This window comes from Streptomyces sp. NPDC053755, assembly GCF_040677675.1.
Classification (GTDB): domain Bacteria; phylum Actinomycetota; class Actinomycetes; order Streptomycetales; family Streptomycetaceae; genus Streptomyces.
Map to the genome: position 1 here is coordinate 25,877 of NZ_JBFASK010000026.1, position 24,087 is coordinate 49,963.

At 73.1% G+C, this 24,087-nt stretch carries 22 protein-coding genes and 1 pseudogene; 7 read left to right on the plus strand and 16 right to left on the minus strand.

Annotated elements, in window-relative coordinates; all coding sequences use genetic code 11:
* Nucleotides 1-6 precede the first annotated feature (6 nt).
* Together AB0K65_RS23370 and AB0K65_RS23375 are read left to right on the plus strand one after the other, a co-directional pair.
* Nucleotides 7-603 (plus strand): pyridoxamine 5'-phosphate oxidase family protein, encoded by a 597-nt coding sequence (locus AB0K65_RS23370; protein ID WP_365719516.1) that lies wholly within the window; start codon nt 7-9, stop codon nt 601-603.
* A 37-nt stretch (nt 604-640) separates the two neighbouring features.
* Nucleotides 641-1,390, plus strand: a complete 750-nt coding sequence (locus tag AB0K65_RS23375; RefSeq protein ID WP_365719518.1) for a L,D-transpeptidase family protein — start codon at nt 641-643, stop codon at nt 1,388-1,390.
* 7 nt (nt 1,391-1,397) lie between these two features.
* Here AB0K65_RS23375 and AB0K65_RS23380 read toward each other — a convergent pair whose 3' ends face one another.
* The 6 genes from AB0K65_RS23380 to AB0K65_RS23405 all read right to left on the minus strand — a co-directional run bounded on the left by AB0K65_RS23380 (nt 1,398) and on the right by AB0K65_RS23405 (nt 7,672).
* A complete protein-coding gene (locus AB0K65_RS23380; RefSeq protein ID WP_365719520.1) occupies nt 1,398-1,934 on the minus strand; it encodes an arginine repressor in 537 nt (178 codons plus the stop codon).
* 7 nt (nt 1,935-1,941) lie between these two features.
* On the minus strand, nt 1,942-3,141 hold the full coding sequence (locus AB0K65_RS23385; RefSeq protein WP_365719522.1) for an acetylornithine transaminase: 1,200 nt from the start codon (nt 3,139-3,141) through the stop codon (nt 1,942-1,944).
* Nucleotides 3,138-4,040 carry an acetylglutamate kinase gene (gene argB, locus AB0K65_RS23390; RefSeq protein WP_365719523.1) on the minus strand — a complete coding sequence of 301 codons (903 nt, stop codon included), beginning with the start codon at nt 4,038-4,040 and terminating at the stop codon, nt 3,138-3,140. Before argB ends, AB0K65_RS23385 begins: the two co-directional genes overlap by 4 nt.
* Nucleotides 4,037-5,203, minus strand: coding sequence for a bifunctional glutamate N-acetyltransferase/amino-acid acetyltransferase ArgJ (gene argJ, locus AB0K65_RS23395; protein ID WP_365719525.1), 1,167 nt, complete (start codon nt 5,201-5,203; stop codon nt 4,037-4,039). Before argJ ends, argB begins: the two co-directional genes overlap by 4 nt.
* A gap of 180 nt (nt 5,204-5,383) precedes the next feature.
* Nucleotides 5,384-6,412 carry an N-acetyl-gamma-glutamyl-phosphate reductase gene (gene argC, locus AB0K65_RS23400; protein WP_365719527.1) on the minus strand — a complete coding sequence of 343 codons (1,029 nt, stop codon included), beginning with the start codon at nt 6,410-6,412 and terminating at the stop codon, nt 5,384-5,386.
* Nucleotides 6,413-6,487: 75 nt separating this feature from the next.
* Entirely contained in the window at nt 6,488-7,672 is a 1,185-nt protein-coding gene (locus AB0K65_RS23405; RefSeq protein ID WP_365719529.1) for an MFS transporter, read from the minus strand.
* Between the two features lie 125 nt (nt 7,673-7,797).
* Here AB0K65_RS23405 and AB0K65_RS23410 point away from each other — a divergent pair, with 125 nt between their 5' ends.
* On the plus strand, nt 7,798-8,178 hold the full coding sequence (locus AB0K65_RS23410; protein WP_365719531.1) for a metalloregulator ArsR/SmtB family transcription factor: 381 nt from the start codon (nt 7,798-7,800) through the stop codon (nt 8,176-8,178).
* Nucleotides 8,175-8,915, plus strand: a complete 741-nt coding sequence (locus AB0K65_RS23415; protein ID WP_365719533.1) for a DUF2071 domain-containing protein — start codon at nt 8,175-8,177, stop codon at nt 8,913-8,915. Before AB0K65_RS23410 ends, AB0K65_RS23415 begins: the two co-directional genes overlap by 4 nt.
* A gap of 26 nt (nt 8,916-8,941) precedes the next feature.
* Here AB0K65_RS23415 and AB0K65_RS23420 read toward each other — a convergent pair whose 3' ends face one another.
* The 4 genes from AB0K65_RS23420 to AB0K65_RS23435 form a co-directional block, all read right to left on the minus strand.
* Nucleotides 8,942-10,117: a methyltransferase gene (locus tag AB0K65_RS23420; RefSeq protein ID WP_365719535.1), complete on the minus strand. Its 1,176-nt coding sequence runs from the start codon at nt 10,115-10,117 to the stop codon at nt 8,942-8,944.
* 199 nt (nt 10,118-10,316) lie between these two features.
* Entirely contained in the window at nt 10,317-10,892 is a 576-nt protein-coding gene (locus AB0K65_RS23425) for a histidine phosphatase family protein (protein ID WP_365719537.1), read from the minus strand.
* 83 nt (nt 10,893-10,975) lie between these two features.
* Nucleotides 10,976-11,425, minus strand: a complete 450-nt coding sequence (locus AB0K65_RS23430) for a GNAT family N-acetyltransferase (protein ID WP_365719539.1) — start codon at nt 11,423-11,425, stop codon at nt 10,976-10,978.
* Nucleotides 11,426-11,636: 211 nt separating this feature from the next.
* Complete coding sequence (locus AB0K65_RS23435; RefSeq protein ID WP_365719541.1) at nt 11,637-13,073, minus strand: PLP-dependent aminotransferase family protein; 1,437 nt, start codon at nt 13,071-13,073, stop codon at nt 11,637-11,639.
* On the opposite strand from AB0K65_RS23435, the gene AB0K65_RS23440 reads away from it, so the two are divergent.
* Nucleotides 13,072-14,067 carry a DMT family transporter gene (locus AB0K65_RS23440; RefSeq protein WP_365719543.1) on the plus strand — a complete coding sequence of 332 codons (996 nt, stop codon included), beginning with the start codon at nt 13,072-13,074 and terminating at the stop codon, nt 14,065-14,067. The two genes, AB0K65_RS23435 and AB0K65_RS23440, sit on opposite strands and share 2 nt — an antisense overlap.
* Nucleotides 14,068-14,208: 141 nt before the next feature.
* Complete coding sequence (locus AB0K65_RS23445) at nt 14,209-14,403, plus strand: DUF1918 domain-containing protein (RefSeq protein WP_365719545.1); 195 nt, start codon at nt 14,209-14,211, stop codon at nt 14,401-14,403.
* Nucleotides 14,404-14,445: 42 nt separating this feature from the next.
* Here AB0K65_RS23445 and AB0K65_RS23450 read toward each other — a convergent pair.
* Nucleotides 14,446-15,555 (minus strand): annotated as a pseudogene (locus AB0K65_RS23450) (family 10 glycosylhydrolase); the annotation flags it as partial.
* 221 nt (nt 15,556-15,776) lie between these two features.
* Here AB0K65_RS23450 and AB0K65_RS23455 point away from each other — a divergent pair.
* Nucleotides 15,777-16,637: a 3-hydroxybutyryl-CoA dehydrogenase gene (locus AB0K65_RS23455; RefSeq protein ID WP_365719547.1), complete on the plus strand. Its 861-nt coding sequence runs from the start codon at nt 15,777-15,779 to the stop codon at nt 16,635-16,637.
* 105 nt (nt 16,638-16,742) lie between these two features.
* Here AB0K65_RS23455 and AB0K65_RS23460 read toward each other — a convergent pair whose 3' ends face one another.
* The 5 genes from AB0K65_RS23460 to pheS all read right to left on the minus strand — a co-directional run bounded on the left by AB0K65_RS23460 (nt 16,743) and on the right by pheS (nt 23,968).
* Nucleotides 16,743-17,273, minus strand: a complete 531-nt coding sequence (locus AB0K65_RS23460) for an NUDIX domain-containing protein (protein WP_365719549.1) — start codon at nt 17,271-17,273, stop codon at nt 16,743-16,745.
* Between the two features lie 51 nt (nt 17,274-17,324).
* Nucleotides 17,325-18,665: a transcriptional regulator gene (locus tag AB0K65_RS23465; protein WP_365719551.1), complete on the minus strand. Its 1,341-nt coding sequence runs from the start codon at nt 18,663-18,665 to the stop codon at nt 17,325-17,327.
* Nucleotides 18,666-18,934: 269 nt separating this feature from the next.
* Nucleotides 18,935-20,011, minus strand: a complete 1,077-nt coding sequence (locus AB0K65_RS23470; RefSeq protein WP_365719553.1) for a PP2C family protein-serine/threonine phosphatase — start codon at nt 20,009-20,011, stop codon at nt 18,935-18,937.
* Nucleotides 20,012-20,327: 316 nt separating this feature from the next.
* Nucleotides 20,328-22,841, minus strand: coding sequence for a phenylalanine--tRNA ligase subunit beta (pheT, locus tag AB0K65_RS23475; protein ID WP_365719555.1), 2,514 nt, complete (start codon nt 22,839-22,841; stop codon nt 20,328-20,330).
* On the minus strand, nt 22,841-23,968 hold the full coding sequence (gene pheS / locus AB0K65_RS23480; RefSeq protein ID WP_365719557.1) for a phenylalanine--tRNA ligase subunit alpha: 1,128 nt from the start codon (nt 23,966-23,968) through the stop codon (nt 22,841-22,843). Before pheS ends, pheT begins: the two co-directional genes overlap by 1 nt.
* Between the last annotated feature and the right edge of the window lie 119 nt (nt 23,969-24,087).

Consider the following 24,087-nt stretch of genomic DNA (forward strand, 5'->3'; position numbering starts at 1 on the left):
GGCGGTATGGGAAAAACGCATGAGCGAATAGACGGACGACTCCGTGCCTTCATCGAGGCCCAGCCCCTCTTCTTCACGGCGACCGCTCCGCTCGACGGCGACGGCACCGTCAACCTCTCCCCCAAAGGGCTGACCGGCTCCTTCGCCGTGATCGACGAACTGACGGTCGCCTACCTCGACTTCGCGGGCAGCACCGCCGAGACCGTCGCGCACCTGCGGGAGAACGGCCGCATCACCCTCATGTGGTGCGCCTTCCAGGGGCCGCCGAACATCGTGCGCGTCCATGGGCGCGGCGAGCCCGTGTTCCGTGACGACCCGCGGTGGGAGGGGCTGCTGGCGCACTTCCCGGACATCGACGTCACCCGGCACGGCCTGCGCGCGATCGTGCTGGTCACCGCCGAGCTGATCCGGGACAGCTGCGGGTACGGGGTGCCGTTCATGGCGTACGACGAAGACCGCGACCTGCACGGGAAGCGGTTCGCGCGCGAGGACGACGCCTCGCTGAGCGCGTACTTCGCGAAGAAGGACCACATCGCGTCGAGCATCGACGGGCTGCCCGGGCTGCCCCTCCCGCTGCCGCCGCTCCCCCAGCCGGCCCAGTAGCGTGGCGGTGGGCGGCCGGCGCGCCTAGCGTCGCGCCATGCGCACCCTTCTCGCCGTCGGCGCGGTCGCACTCTGCCTGGCCGCCGCCCCCGTCCCCGCTCCCGCCCCCGTGGCCGGCTCGGTCTCCGGCGCCGTGACGTCCGGCCGGGTCGCGTCGTCCGCGCCGCTGCCCGAGCGGATGGCGGACACCGGCGGCGGGTCGCAGCTGATCACGGCCGAGGCGCCCGGCGCCGCGTCCACCACCGGAACCGTCACCTGGTGGGACCGGCGCGGCGGCCGGTGGGTGCGGACGGGCTCCGCGAGCGCCAGGTTCGGCGCCAACGGGCTCGTGGAGGCGGAACGGCGCCGGCAGGGGACGAGCACGACGCCGACCGGTCTGTTCGGCCTTCCGTACGCGTTCGGCATCGAGGCCCCGCCGTCCGGGACGTCCTACCGCTTCGCCCGCGTCACGGACCGGTCCTGGTGGTGCCAGGACAACGACTCCCGCGCGTACAACCGTTGGGTCGAGGGGCTGCCCCGCGACTGCCGGGCCGAAGAGGCCGAGCACCTCGTCTCGTACGGCGAGCGGTACGCGCACGCCCTGGTCGTCGGCTTCAACTACCGCCACCCCGTGCGCGGAAGGGGCGCCGGGATCTTCCTCCACGTCAACGGCCGCGGCGCGACCGCCGGTTGCGTGTCCGTACCGGCGGACGCGATGCGACAGATCCTGGCCTGGGCCGATCCGGCGCGACGCCCCCACATCGCCATCGGCACACGGGGCGGCCCCACGGCGATCACCCGCTACTGACCCGCCGTCAGCTCTCCTTCTGCGCCAGGCGCAGCAGGTGGTCGGCCAGCCCCTGGCCCCCGGCCGGGTCGCGGGAGATCAGGAGCAGGGTGTCGTCACCCGCGATCGTGCCGAGGATGGCGTGGAGTTCGGCCTGGTCGATGGCCGACGCGAGGAACTGGGCCGCCCCCGGCGGGGTCCGCAGCACCACCAGGTTGGCGGAGGCCTCGGCGGAGATCAGCAGCTCGCCGGAGAGGCGCCGCATGCGCTCCTCCTTGGCGGACTCCCCGAGCGGCGCCTGCGGGGTACGGAAACCGCCCTCGCTGGGCACCGCGTAGATCAGCTCGCCGCCCGTGTTGCGGATCTTCACCGCGCCGAGTTCGTCGAGGTCGCGGGAGAGCGTCGCCTGGGTGACGCTCAGTCCGTCGTCCGCGAGGAGCTTGGCCAGCTGGCTCTGGGAGCGCACCGGTTGCCGGTTGAGGATGTCGACGATCCTGCGGTGGCGTGCGGTACGGGTCTGCGGAACGGACGGCCCGCCGTGCTCGGTTTCCTGCGCGTCGGTCATCGTCGTCTCATTCTCCGGTTCGTCCTTGCCCGTGCACCGCTTCGTCGAGAACGCCGGGAAGCGCCTCCAGGAAGGCGTCCACCTCCGCGTCCGTGATGATCAGCGCCGGCATGAGCCGGACGACATCGGGGGCGGGCGCGTTCACCAGGAGACCGGCGTCCTGAGCCGCCTGCTGCACCTGGGGCGCGAGGGACTCGGTGAGCACGATACCCAGCAGGAGGCCCGCGCCGCGGACGTGGGAGACCAGCGGGTGGCCCAGACCCTCGATTCCGTCGCGGAGCTTCTCCCCGAGGCGCTTGACCTCGTCGAGGATCCCGTCACCGGCCAGGGTGTCCAGGACCGCCAGCCCCGCGGCGCAGGCCACCGGGTTGCCGCCGAACGTCGTGCCGTGGTGACCGGGCTTGAACAGCTCCGCCGCCTCGCCGAAGGCGACCGTGGCGCCGAGCGGCAACCCGCCGCCGAGGCCCTTGGCGAGGGTCACCACGTCCGGGTCGACCCCCTCGTGGGCCTGGTACTCGAACCAGGTGCCACACCGGCCGACGCCCGTCTGGACCTCGTCCAGGACCAGCAGGGTGCCGGTGGCGCGGGTGATCTCGCGGGCGGCCCGGAGATAGCCCGCCGGCGGGACCGCGACCCCGATCTCACCCTGGATCGGCTCGATGATCACGAACGCCGTCTCCTCGGTCACCGCGGCCCGAAGCGCCTCCACATCCCCGTACGGGACGTGCGTGACATCGCCCGGCAGCGGCAGGAACGGGGTCTGCTTGCCGGGCTGGCCGGTCAGGGCCAGCGAGCCCATCGTCCGGCCGTGGAAGCCTCCCGTCGTGGCGACCATGTGGCTCCGGCCGGTCAGCCGGCCCAGCTTGAACGCGGCCTCGTTCGCCTCGGCCCCGGAGTTGCAGAAGAACACCCGCCCCGGCCTGCCGAACAGCTGGAGCAGCCGCTCGGCGAGCGCCACGGGCGGCTCGGCGACGAAGAGGTTCGAGACATGGCCGAGGGACGCGATCTGGCGCGACACGGCCTCCACGACCGCCGGGTGGGCGTGCCCGAGGGCGTTGACGGCGATGCCGCCCACGAGGTCCAGGTACTCCCTGCCGTCGGCGTCCCAGACCCTGGCACCCTCGCCGCGGACCAGGGACAGCCGCGGCGTGCCGTAGTTGTCCATCAGCGAACCCCGCCACCGCCGGGTCAGCTCCGTGTCGGTCATGACTCCCCCTGTCCGTCCGGCACGACCATGGTGCCGATACCCTCGTCCGTGAAGATCTCCAGCAGGATCGAGTGCTGGACCCGGCCGTCGATCACCCGGGCCGTGGTGACCCCGTTGCGCACCGCGTGCAGACAGCCCTCCATCTTGGGGACCATCCCGCTGGACAGCTCCGGCAGCAGCTTCTCCAACTGGCTCGCGGTGAGCCGGCTGATGACCTCGTCGCTGTTCGGCCAGTCCTCGTAGAGCCCCTCGACGTCCGTCAGGACCATCAGGGTCTCGGCGCCCAGCGCCGCAGCGAGAGCCGCAGCCGCCGTATCAGCATTGACGTTGTAGACATGTCCGTCGTCCTGGGAACGGGCGATGGAGGAGATGACCGGGATCCGGCCGTCCTCCAGGAGCGCCTCGATGGCGCCGGTCTCGATGGCGGTGATCTCACCGACCCGGCCGATGTCGACCTGCTCGCCCTCGATGACCGGCATGTGGCGGGTGGCCGTGATGGTGTGCGCGTCCTCGCCGGTCATCCCGACGGCGAACGGGCCGTGCTGGTTGAGGAGCCCGACCAGCTCGCGCTGCACCTGGCCGGCGAGGACCATCCGAACGACGTCCATCGCCTCGGGAGTCGTCACCCGCAGCCCCGCCTTGAACTCGCTGACCAGGCCGGCCTGGTCGAGCGCGGCGCTGATCTGCGGACCGCCGCCGTGCACGACCACCGGCTTGAGGCCGGCATGGCGCAGGAACACCACGTCCTGGGCGAAAGCCGCCTTCAGATCCTCGTCGATCATGGCGTTGCCGCCGAACTTGATGACCACGGTCTTGCCGTGGTGCCGCGTCAGCCACGGCAGCGCCTCGATGAGGATCTGCGCCTTGGGCAGGGCGGTGTGCTTCCGGGTACCGGTCATGAGGAGTACGCGCTGTTCTCGTGGACGTAGTCGGCGGTCAGGTCGTTGGCCCAGATGACGGCCGACTCCGGCCCGGAGGCCAGATCCGCCGTGATCGTGACCTCGCGGTAGCGCATGTCGACGAGATCGCGGTCCTCGCCGACCGAGCCGTTCTTGCACACCCAGACACCGTTGATCGCCACGTTGAGCCGATCCGGATCGAACGCCGCCCGGGTCGTGCCGATGGCGGACAGCACCCGGCCCCAATTGGGGTCCTCACCGTGGATCGCGCACTTGAGGAGATTGTTCCGGGCGATGGACCGGCCCACCTCCACGGCGTCGTCCTCCGTCGCCGCGTTGACCACCTCGATCCGGATGTCCTTGCTGGCGCCCTCGGCGTCCCCGATCAGCTGGCGGGCCAGGTCGTCGCAGACCGACCGCACCGCCTCGGCGAACTCCTCCGCCGCCGGGGCGACACCCGAGGCACCCGAGGCGAGGAGCAGCACCGTGTCGTTGGTCGACATGCAGCCGTCCGAGTCCACCCGGTCGAAGGTGACCTTCGTGGCCCGGCGCAGCGCCGCGTCGAGACCCTCCGCCGGCACATCGGCATCCGTGGTCAGCACCACGAGCATCGTGGCCAGCCCCGGAGCGAGCATGCCCGCGCCCTTCGCCATGCCGCCGACCGTCCAGCCGTCCCTCGTCACCACGGACGTCTTGTGGACCGTGTCCGTGGTTTTGATCGCGATGGCCGCCTTCTCGCCGCCGTGCTCCGACAGCTCCTTCGCGGCCTTCTCCACGCCCGCGAGGACCCTGTCCATCGGAAGCAGCAGCCCGATGAGACCCGTCGAGGCGACGGCGACCTCACCGGCACCGGTCTCCCTGCCACCCGCGCTCAGGACCTCCGCGACCTTCTCGGCCGTCGCGTGTGTGTCCTGGAAACCCTGCGGGCCCGTACAGGCGTTGGCGCCACCCGAGTTGAGGACCACCGCCGTCAGCTCCCCGGTCCCCAGCACCTGCTGGGACCACAGCACCGGCGCGGCCTTGACACGGTTCGACGTGAAGACGCCGGCGGCGGCGCGACGCGGCCCCTCGTTGACCACCAGCGCCAGGTCCGGATTGCCGTTCTCCTTGATCCCGGCGGCGATACCCGCCGCCGTGAACCCCTTCGCTGCGGTGACGCTCACAGTCCAGCTCCGTTCGCTTCTCCGCCCGCGCAGCGCACCGCCGCGGGCCTCATCGTCATCTGCGGCCCGGCGGCAGCGCGCGCGTCGCTCACAGTCCAGCTCCGTTCGCTTCTCCGCCCGCGCGGCGCACCAGCGCGGGCCTCATCGTCATCTGCGGCCCGGCGGCAGCGCGCGCGTCGCTCACGGGGCGACTCCCGTCGTGGAAAGGCCGGTGTCCTCAGGGAGACCGAGAGCGATGTTCATGCTCTGCACCGCGCCGCCGGCGGTGCCCTTGGTGAGATTGTCGATGGCGCTGATCACGATGATCCGGTGCGCGGCCTCGTCGAACGCGACCTGGACCTGAACAGCGTTGGAACCGTGCACCGACGCCGTCGCCGGCCACTGGCCCTCCGGCAGCAGGTGGACGAACGGCTCGTCCGCGAAGGCCTTCACGTACGCGGCCCGGACGGCGTCGGCCGTCACGCCCGGCTTCGCCTTCGCGGAGCACGTGGCGAGGATCCCGCGGGACATCGGCGCCAGCGTCGGGGTGAACGAGACGCCGACCCGCTCACCGGCCACCGCGCTCAGATTCTGGATCATCTCCGGGGTGTGCCGGTGGCCGCCGCCGACCCCGTACGGCGACATCGAGCCCATGACCTCACTGCCCAGCAGATGCGGCTTCAGGGCCTTGCCCGCGCCCGACGTGCCGGTCGCGGCCACGATCACGGCATCCGGCTCGGCGAGCCCGTCGCCGTACGCCGGGAAGAGCGCGAGCGAGACCGCCGTGGGATAGCAGCCGGGCACCGCGATGCGCTTGGACCCCTCCAGCGCGGCACGGGCACCCGGCAGTTCGGGAAGGCCGTACGGCCAGGTCCCGGCATGCGGAGACCCGTAGAACCTCTCCCAGTCGGCGGCGTCCCCGAGCCGGAAGTCGGCCCCCATGTCGACGACGAGGACGTCCGGGCCGAGCTGCTCGGCCACCGCCGCGGACTGCCCGTGCGGCAGGGCGAGGAAGACGACGTCGTGCCCGGCCAGCTCCTCGGCCGTCGTGGGCGCGAGGACCCGGTCGGCGAGCGGAAGGAGATGGGGCTGCAGAGCGCCGAGCCGCTGGCCGGCGTTGGAGTGACCGGTCAGCGTGCCGATCTCCACCTCCGGGTGGGCGAGAAGGAGACGCAGAAGCTCTCCGCCCGCGTACCCGCTCGCTCCCGCGACTGCTGCTCGTACCGTCATCGAAACCCTCCTCCTGGATGGCATGACTATACGCACAGCCGCAGTTTTATGCAAAGCTCCCGAGGTCCGGTCCGCTCATCCGCTCCGTACCGGCCGCCGCAGCAGGTAGACCGCCGCACCGGAGACCAGGGCCGCCATGCAGGCGATGAAGACGAGGCCGGCGCCTTCCAGGCCGATCGGGTCCGACAGGAGGCCGACGCCGATCACCGGTACCGAGATGCCCGCGTACGCCACCACGAACAGGGCGGAGATCACCGCCGCCCGCCGGTCGGGCGGCGAGGCCCCGGCCACCGCGGAGAGGGCTCCGCGGAAGGCCAGCCCCTGACCCGTCCCGCCGACGAGCGCGCTCAGGACCACCAGGGCGAACACGTCCCAGCGCAGCGCTCCCGCAAGGAAGGCGAGACCGGCGAGGAGCCCCGCGCAGCCCAGGGGCAGCGCCCGTGCCCCCGCCCGGCCGACCATCAGCTGCCCGGCGGTCGAGGCGAAGAAGGCCAGGGCGACGACCAGGCCGCTCACCGCGTGGTCGTGCACGTCCAGGGACTGGGCGAGGAACGCCGGGCTCACCGAGGTGAAGACGCCGAAGAGCGCGAACCCGACGAACGCGGCGGTCGCGGCCGGCGCGAAGACCGCCCGGACCTCCGGGGGGAGGCCGAGCCGCTGCGGCCGCACGGTGCTCACCGGCCGCCGCTCCCGCACGGTCTCCGGGAGCCGGAGCAGGACGGCGGCCGACACCGCCACCAGGGCGAGGTGCACGACGAAGGGCAGATGGAGCGGCCAGGGCGCGTACTGCGCGAGCACACCCGCGAGGAGGGGGCCGCAGCCGAGGCCGCCCATGTTCGCGGCGGTGGCCACGAAGGTGGCGCGGGAGACGTCGGCCTTCGGGGCCAGCTCCATGACGTACGCCGTGGCGGCGCCGGTGAACAGGCCGGCGGAGAGCCCTGACAGCAGCCGGCCGGCATAGAGCCAGCCGAGGCCGGTGGCGCACAGGAAGCAGACGGCGCTCACCGCCGAGAACCCCAGCCCCCAGAGCAGCACAGGCCGCCTGCCGACCGAATCCGACGCGTTGCCCGCCAGGAGGAGGACCCCGATGACCCCGAAGGCGTACACGGCGTACACGACGGTCACGATCAGCTCGGAGAAGCCGAACTTCTCCTGGTAGAGGCTGTAGAGCGGGGTCGGCAGCGTCGTCCCGGCCATGCACACGGCGAACACGGCACCGGCGAGGTAGCACCGACGCCGGCCTCGACGATCACGGTCCATGCCGCCGACGTTAACCCCCGGCGGTGCGGGCCGCCGCGCGTCGGCGCCCATCGGACGCACGGTCCTGGGAGAACCGGCCGCACCCTGCCTTTTTAGCTAATTAGCTCATATGCTAAACAGGTGGGGTGAGCGAGCATACCGACGACCCCGAGCGTCACGATCACGGTCGGCGGCCCGAGCCGGAGGCGGACGCCGGCGAGGCGGGCGTCTTCCGCGCGCTGGCCGATCCCACCCGCCGCCAGATCCTCACCGACCTGCGGGACGGCGAGCTGGCCGCCGGGGAGATCGCCCGCCGGTTCTCGATCAGCGCTCCCTCGATCTCCCGCCACCTGGGAGTGCTCAAGGGCGCGGGTCTGGTCGCCGAACGCCGGGACGGCAACCGGATCCTGTACTCCCTCGTGGAGGACCGGCTCGCCACGAGCGTGGGCCGCTTCCTGAGCGCCGTCTGCCCCGAACAGATCGTCCTGCGCCGCACGGCCTGGCGCGACAAGGGAGCCCCTTCATGAGACCGCCGCGGCTGTCGAGCGTCATCGAGCGCCGGCTCCTCGTCAACTACCGGGTCGACCCGGATGTGGCCGCCCGCCTCCTCCCGGCCGGTCTGCGCCCGCAGCTGGTCCGGGGGCACGCCGTCGCCGGGATCTGCCTGCTGCGCCTCGGCTCCGTGCGGCCGTCCTGGGTGCCCGCCGGGATCGGACTGCGCAGCGAGAACGCGGCCCACCGGGTCGCGGTGGAGTGGGACGGCCCCCAGGGAAAGGAGACCGGCGTCTACATCCCGCGCCGTGACACCGCCTCCCGCGTCAACCGCTGGGCCGGCGGCCGGATCTTCCCCGGCGAGCACGGGCACGCGGACTTCGAGGTACGGGAGAGCGGGGACACCGTGCGGGTGGCCTTCGCGACCCGGGACGGCTCCACGCGGGTGGACGTCACCGCCGAGGTCACGCACGGTCTGGCGGACAGCGAGCTGTTCGCCGACCTCGACGAGGCCTCCGCCTTCTTCCGCGACGGCGCCACGGGCTATTCGGCGACGAGCGCGGGGCCGCACCTCGACGGGCTGCGGCTGCACACCGACGCCTGGCGCGTCGAGGCCGGCCGGATCACCTCGGCCCGCTCCAGCTTCTTCGACGATCCGGACCGCTTCCCGCCGGGGAGCGCCGCGCTGGACTCCGTCCTGCTCATGCGGAACGTGCCGGTGCGGTGGCAGCCGCTGCCGGCCCTGTCCCCGGCCGTCTCCGCGGCCTGCTGAGGCGGGGCGGGCACCGGGGGCGGCGGTCAGCCGCGCGCCGCCCGCCCCGCGCCCTTCACGGCCCGCAGCACCACGAACTTCGGGTCGCCCGCGATCACCTCACAGGAGCCGAAGATGCGGCGCAGCGTCACGTGGTAGCCGAGGTGCCGGTTGCCGACCACCCACAGCTCGCCTCCCGGGCGCAGCACGCGCCGCGCGTCGGTGAACATCCGGCGTGCGGTGCGGTCGGTGGTGGCCTGGTGGCTGTGGAAGGGCGGGTTGTTGAGGACGAGGTCCATCGACTCGGCCGCGAGGTCCGCCATGCCGTCCCCGACCAGGAACTCGGCCGTGCGGCCGGCCCCGCCGTGGGCGCGGAAGTTCTCCTCGGCCGAGGCCACGGCCTGGTACGACTCGTCGGCGAAGACCAGCTCCGCGTCGGGCTCGGCGAGAGCGACGGCCAGGCCGACGACGCCGTTCCCGCAGCCGAGGTCCACGACCCGGGCGCGGCCGAGGTTCCCGGGCAGGTGCCGGAGGAAGAAGCGGGTGCCGATGTCGAGGCGGTCGGCGCAGAAGACGCCGGCCTGGTTGACGACGGTCCTGCCCGCGACGACGGGGACGTCGGCGGGCAGCTCGTACCGGTACGGCCAGGGGTTGCCGCCCCGGTCCAGGGAGGCGTCCGGGGTGCAGTGGATCAGCCGGGCCTTCTTGACGGCGAGCGAGGTGCGCGTGGGGCCGAGGATCCGCTCGAACAGCCGGAGCGTGGAGGTGTGGATGTCCTTCACCATGCCGGTGCCGACGACCACGGTCCCCTCGTGCACGGCGGGCGCCAGGCGGTGCAGCTGGTCCTCCAGGAGCCCGAGGCTCTTGGGCACCCGGACCAGCAGGACGTCGACGCGGGCGGGCGGAAAATCCTGCGTGGTCAGCAGCCGGACCGCCTCCGGGGCGGCGCCCGAGCGGGCCAGGTTGGCCGCCGTCGCCCGCCGGCCGAGGTAGGAGTCGCCGATCTGCACCAGCTCGGCGGGGTGCCGGGCGGCGAGCGCGGTGACGAGAGCGCCCCAGCGGTCGCCGACGACGGCGACCGTGCCGGACAGATCGGTCTCCGCCTCGGCCAGGTGCCGCAACAGGTACTCGTCGGAGGCGTCCCAGGCGCGGAGGGCGTCGCGCGGGTCCTCGGGGAAGCGGGTGAGCGGGAACGTGCCCCATGACGTGGTCAAACGGTTCATCGTGGTCTCAGGCTAGCCGGTCGACCGCGGGCTCCCCGACGGCGACCGCGCCGCGCGCCGGCCCACGGGCCGCGGGAGATGCGTACGGGCCGCAGCGACGGCACGGACCTCGCGGCCGGCCACACGCCGGTGAGGGGCCCCGCACCGCTGCTGGGGCGTGTTTCGAAAGCCCCACTTGCCCCGCGACGCCTGACACGCCCTAGCCGACGGCCGCCTGCAGGTGCAGGTGCCACAGTCCGGGGCGGCCGGTCAGGGTGACCGTGGACAGGGGGCGGACGTCGACGTTCCAGTACGTGGCGGGCGGCGCCTTCAGGGCGTAGACCAGGGCGGCCCGGACGACGGCGGGTTCGGCGACCGCGACGATGGCGCCGTCGTCGGCGGGGCGGGTGTCGAGCCAGCCGCCGACGCGGGAGATGAAGGACAGGAGGGTCTCGCCGCCGTGCGGTGCGGTCCGCGGGTCGGCGAGCCAGGCGTCGACGGCGACCGGGTCGAGGGCGGCCACCTCGGCGAGGGTGAGTCCGCGCCAGCGGCCCATGTCGCAGTCGCGCAGGGCGGGCTGGGCGAGGGGCGCGTAGCCGAGAGCCGCGCCGGTGGCGCGGCTGCGGGGCGTCGGGGAGCAGTAGCGCAGCTCCGCGGCGCCGAGGGGGATGAGGGCGTGCGCCGCGAGCTGCACCTCGTACCAGCCGGCCTCGTCGAGCGGCCGGTCGTCGTCGAACCGTTCGGCGAGCAGGGAGGAGCTGCGCGCCGCTGCGACGAGCGTGACCCGAAGACCCATGGCCGCGATCGTGAGGCCGGAAGCCGGGCAGGTCAAGGGGGCATATGCGCCGCGTCGAACGGACCGGAAAGGCGGCCTGGGGGTCAGTTCAGACCGAGAGCCATCCACATGTCCGGTTCCTCCAGCGGCTCGAAACCGACCTTCTGGTACACACCGTGCGCGTCCGCGGTGGCGAGCATGATGCGCCGCAGGCCGAGCGGGGCCAGGTGGTCGCGCACGGCGGTGACGAGGGCGGTGCCGAGGCCGGTGCCTCGGGCCGGCCTGTCGACGTAGACGTCGCAGAGCCAGGCGAAGGTCGTGTGGTCGGTGACGACGCGGGCGTACGCGGCGATCTCGCCGGTCCCGCGGTGGTAGGCGGCGAAGTTGAGCGAGCCGGCGATGGCCCGGTCCTGGGTCTCGCGGGGGCGGCCGGTCGCCCAGTAGGTGTCGGTGGAGAGCCAGTGATGGATCCGCTCGGCGTCGAGCCGGGCGGGGTCCGTGGAGATCTCGTAGGCGCCGTGCGTGAGCGGGTACGAGGGGGCCGGGTCGGTCATGAGGCAAGGCTTCCAGACCTCTCGGACGGCTGTCATTCCCTTTCCGCGCCCACTCACGGGCGAGGGCCTTCCACCCCCGGCTCACGGGCGGGGCCCTCCCCTCCGGCTCATGGGCGGGGCCCTCCCCCTCGCTCACGCGGGGCCGACTCTCCGGTCGGCTCACGGCGGGCTCCTCGCCGCGCCTCACGGCGTGAGTCCCTCCTCGGCCGCCTCACGGGGTGAGTTCGTCCACGGCGGCCCGCAGCCGCCGTACCCCCTCCGCGATCTCCGTCGACCCCGCGACCCCGGCGAAGCTGAGCCGGATGTGACCCGCGGGTGGTTCGGCGCAGAAGTAGGGGCGGCCGGGTGCGACAGCGACACCGGTGCGCAGGGCGGTGGCGTGCAGCGCGGGCTCGGGGAGACCGTCGGGGAGACGGAGCCAGAGATGGTAGCCGCCGGACGGGATGTGCGGCAGCGCCAGTTCGGGGAGGTGGTGAGCGAGGGCGCCGGTCATCACGTCGCGGCGGCTCTTCAGCTCCTGGGACACGGCACGGAGATGACGGTTCCAGGCGGGCGATCCGACGAGTTCCAGGGCGGCCTCCTGGAGGGGGCGCGGAACGAAGAAGCTGTCGACGACCTGGATGGCGCGGAGCCGCTCCAGGACGGGGCCGCGTGCGGCCAGGGCGCCCACGCGCAGGCTCGGGGAGGTCGCTTTGGTGAGCGAGCAGACGTGGACGACGACGCCGTCGGGGTCCTCGGCGGCCAGGGGTGGGGGCAGTGGCCCGGCGTCCTCGTGGACGAGCCGGCGGGCGAAGTCGTCCTCGATGACGAAGGCCCCGGCCGCGCGCGCGATCCGGACGACGTCGCCGCGCCGCGGGCCGCCCAGGACGGCGCCGGTGGGGTTCTGGAAGAGCGGCTGGCAGACGAGGACCCGGGCCCCGGTGGCCCGGAAGGCGGCTTCCAGCAGCTCGGGGCGGACCCCGTCGGCGTCGGCGGGGACGGGGACGGGCCGCAGACCGGAGGCGCGGGCGACCGCGAGCATGCCGGGATAGGTGGGCGATTCGACGAGGACGGGGCTGCCGGGCGGGGCGAGGGCGCGCAGGGCGGTGGTGATCGCCGACTGGCCCCCGGCGGTGATGAGGATCTCGGCCGCCGTGACGGTGCCGCCGATCTCGCGGGCGAACCACTGGCGCAGTTCGGGGAGGCCGTCGGTGGGCGGCCGCCCCCAGGCGCCCGGACGGCGGCCCGCGCGGGCCAGAGCGGCGGCCATGGCGCGTTCGGGCTGGAGCGAGGGGTGCAGATAGCCGCCGTTGAACTCGACCACTCCGGGCGGGGGCGGGGAGAGCGTGACCAGGACTCCGGAGGCGTCGACGGCCCGGGGCACCAGTTCCGTGGCGGTGTCCGCGCTGAGCGTGACCTCCTGCCAGGAGGTGTCGCCCGCGACCGGGGTGGGTGTGCGGGGTTCGGCCCGGAAGGCGCCGGCTCCGGGGCGGGTGACGACGAGGCCCTCGGCGGCGAGCTGGGCGAGGGCGCGGGTCACGGTCACCGGTGAGACGCGGTAGCGCTCCACGAGCGCACGGCTCGACGGCAGCTTTCCTCCGGGTGAGTAGCGGTCGAGCTCGCTTCTCAGTGATTTCACCAGTTCGCCCACGCTGCTACGCTCGTGCATGACAGCAAAGAATAGCGCTACTCCCCTTCGCCGGATAGCGGTTCGCACCTCCGCCAGGGTCGCGTCGACCGCCACCCCTCCGCAGGAGGGTGCGACCGCCGTCTCGGCCGGTGGCGCCACCGGTCCGGCCGCCTCCCCGCCGGCCCGGGGCACGCTCCTCGCGGCCCTGGGTGTGATCGCGTTCTCGCTCACCTTCCCCTCCACCGTCTGGGGCCTGGAGAGCTTCGGCCCCTGGTCGCTGGTGGCCCTGCGCTCCACGCTCGCCGCGCTCATCGCGGGCTACTTCCTGCTCGCGCGCCGGGTGCCCCTGCCGGAGCGGCGCCACTGGGCGGGGCTCGCGGTCGTCGCCGGCGGTGTGGTCGTCGGCTTCCCGCTGCTGACCTCGCTCGCGCTGCAGTCGTCGACCACCTCGCACGCCGCGGTGGTCGTCGGTCTGCTGCCGCTCACCACGGCCGTGTTCGCCGCCGTCCGCACGGGCCGCCGGCCCTCCCGGACGTTCTGGGCCGCGGCCCTCGCCGGAGCGGCGGTCGTCATCGCCTTCACGCTCCAGCAGAGCGGCGGCGCCCTGTCCGCCGGGGACCTGTACCTCTTCGGCGCCCTGCTCGTCTGCGCCGCGGGCTATACGGAGGGCGGCCGGCTCGCGCGGGTCATGCCCGGCTGGCAGGTCATCGGCTGGGCCCTGCTCCTCTGCCTGCCGCTGATGGCGGTCGGTTCGGTCGTCGCCCTCCGTCTGGAACCGGTCCGGCTGACCGCCCACGGCGTCATCGGCCTGGTGTGGGTGGCCGCCGGTTCGACCTTCTTCGGCCTGTACGTCTGGTACCGGGGCATGGCCGCCATCGGCATCCCCAAGGCCAGCCAGCTGCAGCTCGCCCAGCCCTTGCTGACCCTGGTCTGGTCGGTGTCCCTGCTCGGTGAGCGGCTCGCCCCCGCCGCGCCCGTCGCCGCCGGCGCGGTCCTGGTCTGCATCGCGGTGACCCAGCGGACCAGGGAATGACCGGCCGGCCGGCGGGGCGGCACCGACAGGACAGCCGAGGGTGACGCAGGTCACAATGGCGGGGAGGGGCTCCGTCATGAAGCCCCGCGGGGCGCGAGATGCCCGAGAACCCGAGAAGCCCGGCCGCGAGGAGGCCCCCGGATGCAGGCGAGCGTGGGCGACAAACTGCTGATGCACGGCCGGACCGTCGGTCAGCACGACCGTACGGCCGAGATCACGGAGGTACTGGGGGACAACGGCACTCCCCCGTACCGCGTGCGATTCGACGACGACGGCCACGAGGCCCTGATGTCACCGGGCCCCGACTCCGTCGTGCGTCACCACGAGAAGACCTGAGAGGTCCCTCGACACCTTGAGAAGCCCCCGAGACGCCGAGAGTCAGGACGCGGGCGCGGCGGAGGCCCCCCGGTCGGGGTAGTGGTCGCGCACCACGGCGGTCATCGCCCCGCGCGGGTCCGCCGCGACCTCCTTCGCCGCGAAGAAGCAGTGGCCGCCGACCGACGCGTACCGCTCGGCGAGCGTCAGGTGGCGGGACAGTTCGTCGGCGTCCCGCCACTCGGCCGCCTTGTAGAGCGCTTCCCCGATGTAGAGACCGACGCCGGTGTCCCGCACCACCGCGTCCCACCACGGCAGCAGCTTGGCGTAGTCGACGGCGTTGTGGCCGATGTTCCAGTACAGCTGCGGGATCACGTGGTCGATCCAGCCCTCCCGGATCCATCTGCGCGTGTCCGCGTGCAGGTCGTCGTAGGTCTGCACCCCTCCGCGGGTGTCCGATCCCTCCGGATCGGTGGCGGCGTTGCGCCAGACCCCGAAGGGACTGACGCCGAAGGCGACGCCCTCCCGGAGCTCCTTGATCCGCGCGGCCGTCTCGGAGACGAGCAGATCGATGTTGTTCCGCCGCCATGAGGCCTTGTCCGGGAAGTCCCCGCCGTACCTCTCGTACGCCGGGTCGTCGGCGAAGTCCTCGCCGGCCACCGGGTACGGGTAGAAGTAGTCGTCCCAGTGCACGGCGTCGACGGCGTAGCGCCGCACCGCGTCCAGCATCGCGTCCTGGACGAAGCGGCGGACCTCGGGGAGGCCGGGGTCGTAGAACAGCTTGCCGCCGTAGGGCAGGACCCACTCGGGGTGCCGCCGGGCGGGGTGGCCGGCCGCCAGCCGCGAGGGGTCCGTGTGATGCGCCACACGGTAGGGGTTGAACCAGGCGTGCAGTTCCAGGCCCCGCCGGTGGGCCTCCTCGACGGCCGTGCCGAGGGGGTCCCAGCCCGGGTCGCGGCCCTGGACGCCCGTCAGGCACCCGGCCCACGGCTCGTACGACGAGGGCCACAACGCGTCGGCGCTGGGGCGGACCTGGAGGACGACGGTGTTCAGGCGGCGCTCGACGGCCGTGTCGAGATGGGCCAGAAGCTCCGTGCGCTGCGCGTCGGCGGACAGACCTCCGCGAGAGGGCCAGTCGCGGTTGGCGACCGTGGCGATCCACATGCCGCGAAAAGCCTTCCTGCCGCCCGTCGCAGACCCCCTCGTGCCGTTAAGACCCATATGTCACCCCTCCGGTGTCGGCCACGTCACACGTGCGCGGACAGAGCATGCCCGCCCCGGACGATCGATCATCCGCTCAACCGGAGTAACGTCGTGGGGTCGAGGCGGACGCACCGGAATCACACGGGGGCCCGCCGCCAGAGAAGAGCGAAAGGCACGAGGTGACGGACTCCATGGCCGACATTGAGCGCGTCGGAGTGGTGGGCTGCGGCCAGATGGGCGCGGGCATCGCGGAGGTGTGTGCCCGCAGCGGCCTTGAGGTGATGGTCGCCGAGACCACCGGCGAGGCGCTGGAGATCGGCCGCACGCGGCTCTACAACTCGCTGGGGAAGGCCGCCGAACGCGGCAAGATCAGCGAGGAGGAGCGCGACGCCACGCTGGCGCGGCTCAGCTTCACCACCGACCTGGGCGAGTTCGCCGACCGGGACCTCGTGATCGAGGCCGTCGTCGAGAACGAGCAGGTCAAGACCGAGATCTTCCAGGTGCTCGACCAGGTGGTGACCCGGCAGGATGCCATCCTGGCGTCCAACACCTCCTCGATCCCCCTGGTGAAACTGGCCGTGGCGACCTCGCGGCCCGACGCGGTCATCGGCATCCACTTCTTCAACCCGGCGCCGGTGCAGAAGCTCGTCGAACTGATCCCGGCCCTCACCACGTCCGAGGGCACGATCAGCCGTGCCCAGGCCATGGTGGAGAAGGTGCTGGGCAAGCACGCCATCCGCGCCCAGGACCGTTCGGGCTTCGTGGTGAACGCGCTGCTCATCCCGTACCTCCTCTCGGCGATCCGGATGTTCGAGTCCGGCATCGCGAGCCGTGAGGACATCGACAACGGCATGGAGCTGGGCTGCGCCCACCCGATGGGACCGCTGAAGCTGGCCGACCTCATCGGCCTGGACACCGTCGCCTCCGTCGCGGACTCGATGTACGCGGAGTTCAAGGAGCCGCTGTACGCCGCTCCCCCGCTGCTCCAGCGGATGGTGGACGCGGGCCGGCTCGGCCGCAAGACCGGTTCGGGCTTCTACCCGTACGCCTGAGCACGTCCCCGCACCCGACCGCACGGCCCGTACACCCGCACGGGTACGGGCCGTCCGGCTCCGGGTGCCCCCGCTCCCCCGGTCCCGCTCTCCCCTCCCCGGCGGTCAGCCGATCCGCAGGTGGTGGAGCATCAGCAGTGCGGCGGCCATGTTGGCGGCCGGGACCTCGCCCCGGGCGATCATGTCGGGGACCAGCTTGAGGGGTATCCAGGCGCGGCGCGAGGACTCGAAGGCGTCCTCGGGCGGGCCGATGTACGTGGCGCGCTCGGCCCAGTAGAGGTGGTGCCGGGCGTCGGTGAGGCCGTTGGACGGCTCCACGGTCAGGAGATGGCGCAGGGGCCCGGGGCGCCAGCCCGTCTCCTCCTCCATCTCGCGGGCGGCGGCGGCCTCGGGGTCCTCGCCGTCCTCGACCACACCGGCGGCCAGTTCCCAGCCCCAGCTGTCGGTGATGAAGCGGTGGCGCCACAACATCAGCACCTCGTCGGCCTCGTTGACGGCGGTCGCCACCGCGACCGGGCGGAGCCGGATCAGATAGTGGTCGAGGCGACGGCCGTCCGGGAGCTCGACGTCCGCGAGGTTCACCCGGAACCAGCGGTTCTCATAGACCGGTTGTTCGCTTAGTTTCGTCCACTGCACGTTTCTGCCACCTTCCGATTGGTCGGTGGCAATATGGCAGCAGTCGGGGGCTCACAGGGGAACGCGCAGGGCTCCATCGATGAGGTCCGCCGCCTCCCGCGCGTCCGCGCAGTCACTCGCGAGGAGATGTTCCCGCACCAGCCGCAGCCGGTCCCGCAGGCGCTGCGACTCCATCCCCCGGGCGCCCTCGGTCATCTCCCTCGCCGTCCGCGCCGCCTCGTCGGCCTCCCCCTGCCGCAGCTCGATCTGGCAGAGCATCGCCAGTCGGTGGACCCTCCCCCGGTCGTGGGCCGGGGTCCCCACCGCCGCCTGCGCGTGCTCCCGCGCCGCCGGGAGATCACCCAGACTGAGCAGCGCCTCGGCCACCTGCACGTTCACCAGCCCGGGCTGGACGTAGCCGGTCTCGGCCGGCTCGTGGACGGGACAGATCCGCTCCGCCTCCGCCTCCGCCCGCCGTATGCACGCCAACGCCGCCGTCCCGTCCCCGAGATGGGCGTACGCCTTCGCCTGCATCGCGGAGAGGTCGGCGGCCAGCGCCGGAGTGATCTGCCGTCCGGCCGACCGCAGCGCCGCCTCGGCGAAGGCCACCGCCTGCCGGTACTCCCCCATGAACAGCGACTGGTTGACCAGCAGCGCCACCACGTACGCGCCGAGCCCCCGGTCCCCGCTCGCCTTCGCGAGCCGCAGCGCCTGGTGGAAGTAACGCTGGGCGAGCCCGAGCGCGTCGGAGTCGTACGCGCAGATCCCGGCCACCGCCACCAGGCCGCCCGTGGCCCGGTGCAGTTCCCGCCCGAGGCCGTCGCTGTACGACCCCCGCAGCAGGGGCGCCGTCGCGGAGTTGAGGAAGCCGACGATCCGCACCCGGGTCGCCACCCCGCCCGCCTTGCGGTACATCTGCTCGTAGTGCGCCCGGGCCGCGCGCAGCATGGCGACGTCGGCCATCGACACCCGGGTCAGCCCGTCGCGGGACACGTCGGCGTCCTCCGGCGGGTTCTCCCACTCCCAGACCGGCATCACCGCGGGCGTACCGGTGACGGCCGGGGCGCCGAGCAGGTGCGGCCGCTGCTGTTCGTCGGAGCGCCACAGGGCGGCGGCCCGCTCGACGAAGCCCGAGAGCGGCGAGCCGAGGGCCGGGGCGGCGGCGCCGGGCACACCGAGGCCGATGTCGTCCAGGGTGACCGCGCGCCGCAGCCGTACGGCGAGTACCTCGCAGATCAGGTCGGGCACCTGCCCGCGTGGCCGCTGGCCCTTCAACCACCGCCCGACGGCGGTGTGTTCGTATCGCAGGGCGAGGCCTCGCGCGCGGCCCGCCTGGTTCACCTGGGCGGCCAGGCCGGCGTTCGACATGCCCGCTTCGTCCAGCAGGGCGTCGAGGAGGCTGTTGGGCAGCATGGCCCCTCCGGTGGCTCGGTGGCGCTCAGACTAGTGGAGGGCGGTTTCGCACGGGGTGTGAACGAAGTGCCCGTTTCTCCCGTCCGCGCGCTCTGCCGCCGTACGTCCCGGACCGGTTGACTGAATGCCTCGCCGCAAGGCGACCGGGCCGCCGGCTCCCCCTCTTACAGTGCGGTGGCCCGTCACGCGCCGCCCGTCCTGCTGATCTGCCCGACACTCCGTGGCAGGGCGGGTGGCGCCGCCGGCCGAACCCGCCGCCCGCCGGTCGCTCACCGGTGGGGGGAGGGTGCGGACCGGGTACGGCGCAGCCCGGGTTCGGCGGGCTGCGCCGGCACCCGGGCCCGGTCGTTGCGGACCACCAGCAGGGCCACGTCGTCGGCGAGCCGGCCGCGGGTATGCCGCAGCAGCGCGGTGTGCACGCGCTGGACCAGGGCGGCGGGCGGCACGGGTGCGTCCAGGACCGCCTGGGCGAGGACGGCCTCGAGGCCGAAGAACCGGCCGGCCCGGTCACGGGCGTCCTCCGCCCCGTCGGTGTGCAGGAAGAGCGCCTCGCCCGGGAGGAGGCGGGTGCAGGCGTACGGGGTGAGGTCGGCCGGTAGCGGAAAGGCGCCGAGCGGGGGCAGCGGGTCGCCGACGGGGACGGCCTCGACGCGGCGGCCGAGCCGGTACGGGCCGGGATGCCCGCAGTCGAGGGCGTACACCTCGCCGTCCGGGCGGATCTCCAGGAGCAGGACGGTGACGAACTCCTCGGCCGCCGGATGCTCCGGCTCGCACCCGGCGCGGGCGGGGTGCTCGTCGCGTGCCCGCTCGCGCAGGTGCCGCGCCAGCGCCCGGTCGAGGCGGCGCAGCACCCCGCCGAGCTCCGGCTCGTCGTGGGCGGCCTCGCGGAAGCTGCCGAGGACGGCGACGACCGCGCCGAGGGCGGCGAGGCCGTGTCCCCGCACGTCGCCGATGACGATCCGCACGCCGTAGGGGGTGGCCACCGCCTCGTACAGGTCCCCGCCGACGGACGCGCCGCGGGAGGCCGAGAGCTGGCCGGCGGCGACGGCGAGACCGTCGAGCCGGGGTGGCGGCGGCCGCAGCAGCACCCGCTGGGTGGCGTGCGCGATGGCGCGGACCCGCTCCAGCTCGCGGGAGAGACCGCGCCGGATGCCGAGGATCAGGCCCGTGCCGACCGTGAAGAAGACGACGCTGGTCGCGATCCGCATGGGCAGCCCCGGCTGCCGGGCCAGCGGACACCCGAGCTTCCAGGTCACGGCGACGAGACCCCAGAGAGTGGGAAGGGCGAGCGGCCTCAGCCGGCGAAGCCGTGAGCCCTCGGAGAGCAACGCACTTGTACGGATCACGCACGGCCTTTCCGGAGGCCCTGCAGCGCCCGAAGGCACTGCGGCGCACAGGTCCGCCCCTGTGGCCGCGTCGATTGTCCCGACGGGACGGGGTGCGGCGGAACACCCTCCGCCCATCTCACCCGAAGGAGTGAGCACCCCCATCGCGCCGCCGCTCACCACCCGGTCCGGCGCCCGCACGCGTGGGCGTCCTCCGGAATCGCGTACGCCCCGGTGTGCGCCGGTGTGCGCCGGTGTGCGCCGGGCGGGGAACACCGGAGGGGGCCGGTCCGGTGTGGGGCACACCGGACCGGCCCCCTCCGGGAACAGTCCGCCGTCAGGCGCCGCGCAGGGTGGCTCCCGTGCGTTCGGCGGCGAGGGAGACGGCCGCGTCGCGTGCGGCGGTGGCCTCCTCGACGGTGAGCGTGCGGTCCGTGGCGCGGAACTTCAGCGCGTACGCCAGGGACTTCTTGCCCTCGCCGAGCTGGTCGCCGGTGTACACGTCGAACAGCCGGATGGCCTCGAGCAGTTCACCGGCGCCGTCGCGCAGCGCGGCCTCGACCGTGTCGGCCGGGACCGCCGCGTCGACGACCAGGGCGACGTCCTGGGTGGCGACCGGGAAGGAGGAGATCCGCGGGGCCTTGAGGGGACCCTCGTTCGCCTGCTCCACCAGGTCCAGGTCGATCTCCATCGCGCAGGTGCGGTCCGGCAGTCCGAGCGCCTTGACGACGCGCGGGTGCAGCTCGCCGCCGTGGCCGACGAGGACCTTCTCGCCGTTGACGACCACGTGGAACGCGGCGCAGCGGCCGGGGTGCCACGGGGCGTGCTGGTCGGCGCTGATGAGCAGCTCGACACCGCTCTCGGCGGCCACCGTGCGGGCGGCCTGGATCGCGTCGGCCCAGTCGGCCGGGCGGCCCTTGCCCCACCAGCCGGCCTGCTCACGGGCCCCGGCGAGGACGACGGCGGCCCGGCGCGGCTGCGCGGGCAGCGCGGCGTTGACGGTGGCGATCTCCTCGTCGGTGGGCCGGCGGTCGACGGGCAGCCGCACGGCGACCCCGGGCCGGTCGCCCGGCCGGAAGACCAGTCCGGTCTCGAAGAGCGCCAGGTCGTGGCTGCCCCGCCCGTCGTTGCGGCGCAGCGCGCCGAGCAGACCCGGCAGCAGCGTCGTACGGAGCGCCGGCTCCTCGTCGGAGAGCGGGTTGACCAGGGTGACCACCCGGCGGCGGGCGTCGTCCTCGTCCAGGCCGAGCTGGTCGAAGACCTGCGCGCCGATGAACGGGTAGCTCAGCGCCTCGACGTAACCGGCGGCGGCCAGCGCGCGGCCGACCCGGCGGTAGGTGCGCTGGCGCTCGGTGAGTCCGCGGCCGGCCGGCGGCTTGGGCAGCGTCGAGGGGAGGTTCTCGTACCCCTCGAGCCGGATGACCTCCTCGGCGAGGTCGTTCGGCTCGTTCAGGTCGGGACGCCACGTCGGGACGGTGACGACCAGCTCGTCCTGGCCGTAGACGTCGCAGCCGATCTCCTGGAGGCGGCGCACGACGGTCTCGCGGCCGTAGCCGACGCCCGCCACGCGGTCCGGGTGGTCCGCCGGCATGGCGACCGTGCGGGGCGCGGACGGTGCGAGGATCTCGGTGACGCCGGCCTCGGCGGTGCCGCCCGCGAGGAGCACGAGCAGGTCGACGGTCCGCTGCGCGGCGGCGGCCGCCGCCTGCGGGTCGACCCCGCGCTCGAAGCGCTTGGACGCCTCGGAGGCCAGCTTGTGGCGGCGGGCCGTGCGGGCGATGGAGATCGGGTCGAAGTGCGCGGCCTCGATGACGACCTCGGTCGTCGCACCGGCGAGGTCGGTGTGGTCGGCGATCTCGGTGTCGGCGCCGCCCATGACGCCCGCGATGCCGATCGGCCCGCGGCTGTCGGTGATGACCAGGTCGGCGGCGTCGAGGACGCGCACGGCGCCGTCGAGGGTGGTGATCTTCTCGCCGTGCTCGGCGCGGCGGACACCGATGGGGCCGTCGAGCCGGGTGCGGTCGTAGGCGTGCAGCGGCTGGCCGAGCTCCAGCATCACGTAGTTGGTGATGTCGACGGCGAGCGAGATCGGGCGCATGCCGGCCTTCTGGAGGCGGCGGCGCAGCCAGATCGGGGAGCGCGCCTCGGGGTCCAGCCCCACGACCGTACGGGCGGTGAAGCGGTCGCAGCCGATGGGGTCGGTGATCTGGACCGGGTAGCCGTACGAGTTCGGCGCGGGCACGTCGAGGAGCGCCGGGTCGCGCAGCGGCAGGCCGTAGGCGATGGCGGTCTCGCGGGCGACTCCGCGCATCGAGAGGCAGTAGCCGCGGTCGGGGGTGACGGCGATGTCGAGGACCTCGTCGTACAGCTCCAGGAGCACGGTGGCGTCGATGCCGACCTCGTGCTCCGGCGGGAGCACGATGATGCCGTGGGTGCCGTCGTCGCCCATGCCCAGCTCGTCGCCGGAGCAGATCATGCCGCGGGAGACCCGGCCGTACGTCTTGCGCTCGGCGATCCGGAAGTCACCGGGCAGCACGGCGCCGGGGAGCGCCACGACGACCTTGTCGCCCTCGGCGAAGTTCCGGGCGCCGCAGATGATCTCCTGGGGCTCGCCGGTGCCGTTGGCCTGGCCGACGTCGACGGTGCAGAAGCGGATGGGCTTCTTGAACTCCGTCAGCTCCTCGATGGTGAGGACCTTGCCGACCACCAGCGGGCCGGTCAGTCCGGCGCCGAGCCGCTCGACGGTCTCGACCTCGAGTCCTGCCGAGATGAGCTTGGCCTGGACGTCGCGTCCGGTCTCCGTCGCCGGCAGGTCGACGTACTCCCGCAGCCAAGAAAGCGGGACCCGCATCAGATCTCCATCCCGAACGGCCGGGTGAACCGGACGTCACCCTCGACCATGTCTCGCATGTCATCGACGTTGTGGCGGAACATCAACATCCGCTCGATTCCGAACCCGAAGGCGAATCCGCTGTACCTCTCCGGGTCGACACCGCAGGCGACGAGCACCTTGGGGTTGACCATGCCGCAGCCGCCGAGCTCGATCCAGCCCTCGCTGCCGCAGGTGCGGCAGGGCCGGTCGGCGTCGCCGACGGACTCGCCACGGCAGACGTAGCAGAGCATGTCCATCTCGGCGGACGGCTCGGTGAAGGGGAAGAAGTTCGGGCGGAGCCGGGTCTTCATGTCGGGCCCGAAGAGCGCCTGGACCATGTGGTCGAGGGTGCCCTTGAGGTCGGCCATGGTCAGGCCCTCGTCGACGGCGAGCAGCTCGATCTGGTGGAAGACCGGGGTGTGCGTGGCGTCCAGCTCGTCGGTGCGGTAGACGCGGCCGGGGCACACGACGTAGACCGGGGGCTCCCGGTCGATGAGCGTGCGGGCCTGCACCGGGGAGGTGTGGGTGCGCAGCACGACACCGGACTCGTCGCCGGTGGTGCCCTCTGGGCCCTGGACGAAGAAGGTGTCCTGCATCTGGCGCGCCGGGTGGTCCGGCACGAAGTTGAGGGCGTCGAAGTTGAACCACTCCGCCTCGACCTCGGGGCCTTCGGCGACCTCGTACCCCATGGAGACGAAGACGTCGGCGACCCGCTCCATGAGCGTGGTCAGGGGGTGGCGGGCGCCGGGCGGGGTGCGGTCGTACGGCAGCGTGACGTCCACCGCCTCCTCGACCAGCACGCGGGCGTCGCGGTCGGCCTCGAGTTCCGCCTGGCGGGCGGCGAGGGCCTTGGAGACGACGCCGCGGGCCTGGCCCACGAGCTTGCCGGCCGCGGCCTTGGCCTGCGGCGGCAGCGCGCCGATCTCACGGTTGGCCAGCGCGAGCGGCGAGGTGCCCCCGGTGTGCGCGGTCTTCGCGTGTGCGAGCGCGTCGAGGTCACCCGCGGCGGCGAAGGCGGCGAGCGCCTCGTCCCGCATGCGCTCGATCTCTTCCGGTTTCAAGGCCTCGACCTCGACCGGGTCGTACGACTTATTGGGTGCGGACATTTCTTCCCGTGCTTCCGTTTGGCTGGCTGGGCGGCCCCGCTCGACGACAAGGGCGCAAACGTGCCAAAGGTCGAGTCTAACGGGGTGCGAGGACGCGAATGAGCCCGTGGGCGGGCCGG

Bases quoted from the DNA above. Each gene is read 5' to 3' on its own strand.
- AB0K65_RS23435 (WP_365719541.1), bottom strand. From the start codon at position 13,073: ATGCACGAGCGTAGCAGCGTGGGCGAACTGGTGAAATCACTGAGAAGC.
- AB0K65_RS23370 (WP_365719516.1), top strand. From the start codon at position 7: ATGGGAAAAACGCATGAGCGAATAGACGGACGACTCCGTGCCTTCATC.
- AB0K65_RS23445 (WP_365719545.1), top strand. From the start codon at position 14,209: ATGCAGGCGAGCGTGGGCGACAAACTGCTGATGCACGGCCGGACCGTC.
- AB0K65_RS23455 (WP_365719547.1), top strand. From the start codon at position 15,777: ATGGCCGACATTGAGCGCGTCGGAGTGGTGGGCTGCGGCCAGATGGGC.
- AB0K65_RS23415 (WP_365719533.1), top strand. From the start codon at position 8,175: ATGAGACCGCCGCGGCTGTCGAGCGTCATCGAGCGCCGGCTCCTCGTC.
- AB0K65_RS23380 (WP_365719520.1), bottom strand. From the start codon at position 1,934: ATGACCGACGCGCAGGAAACCGAGCACGGCGGGCCGTCCGTTCCGCAG.
- argC (WP_365719527.1), bottom strand. From the start codon at position 6,412: ATGACGGTACGAGCAGCAGTCGCGGGAGCGAGCGGGTACGCGGGCGGA.
- AB0K65_RS23375 (WP_365719518.1), top strand. From the start codon at position 641: ATGCGCACCCTTCTCGCCGTCGGCGCGGTCGCACTCTGCCTGGCCGCC.
- argB (WP_365719523.1), bottom strand. From the start codon at position 4,040: ATGACCGGTACCCGGAAGCACACCGCCCTGCCCAAGGCGCAGATCCTC.
- AB0K65_RS23465 (WP_365719551.1), bottom strand. From the start codon at position 18,665: ATGCTGCCCAACAGCCTCCTCGACGCCCTGCTGGACGAAGCGGGCATG.
- AB0K65_RS23420 (WP_365719535.1), bottom strand. From the start codon at position 10,117: ATGAACCGTTTGACCACGTCATGGGGCACGTTCCCGCTCACCCGCTTC.
- pheS (WP_365719557.1), bottom strand. From the start codon at position 23,968: ATGTCCGCACCCAATAAGTCGTACGACCCGGTCGAGGTCGAGGCCTTG.
- AB0K65_RS23405 (WP_365719529.1), bottom strand. From the start codon at position 7,672: ATGGACCGTGATCGTCGAGGCCGGCGTCGGTGCTACCTCGCCGGTGCC.
- pheT (WP_365719555.1), bottom strand. From the start codon at position 22,841: ATGCGGGTCCCGCTTTCTTGGCTGCGGGAGTACGTCGACCTGCCGGCG.
- AB0K65_RS23430 (WP_365719539.1), bottom strand. From the start codon at position 11,425: ATGACCGACCCGGCCCCCTCGTACCCGCTCACGCACGGCGCCTACGAG.
- AB0K65_RS23440 (WP_365719543.1), top strand. From the start codon at position 13,072: ATGACAGCAAAGAATAGCGCTACTCCCCTTCGCCGGATAGCGGTTCGC.
- AB0K65_RS23385 (WP_365719522.1), bottom strand. From the start codon at position 3,141: ATGACCGACACGGAGCTGACCCGGCGGTGGCGGGGTTCGCTGATGGAC.
- AB0K65_RS23425 (WP_365719537.1), bottom strand. From the start codon at position 10,892: ATGGGTCTTCGGGTCACGCTCGTCGCAGCGGCGCGCAGCTCCTCCCTG.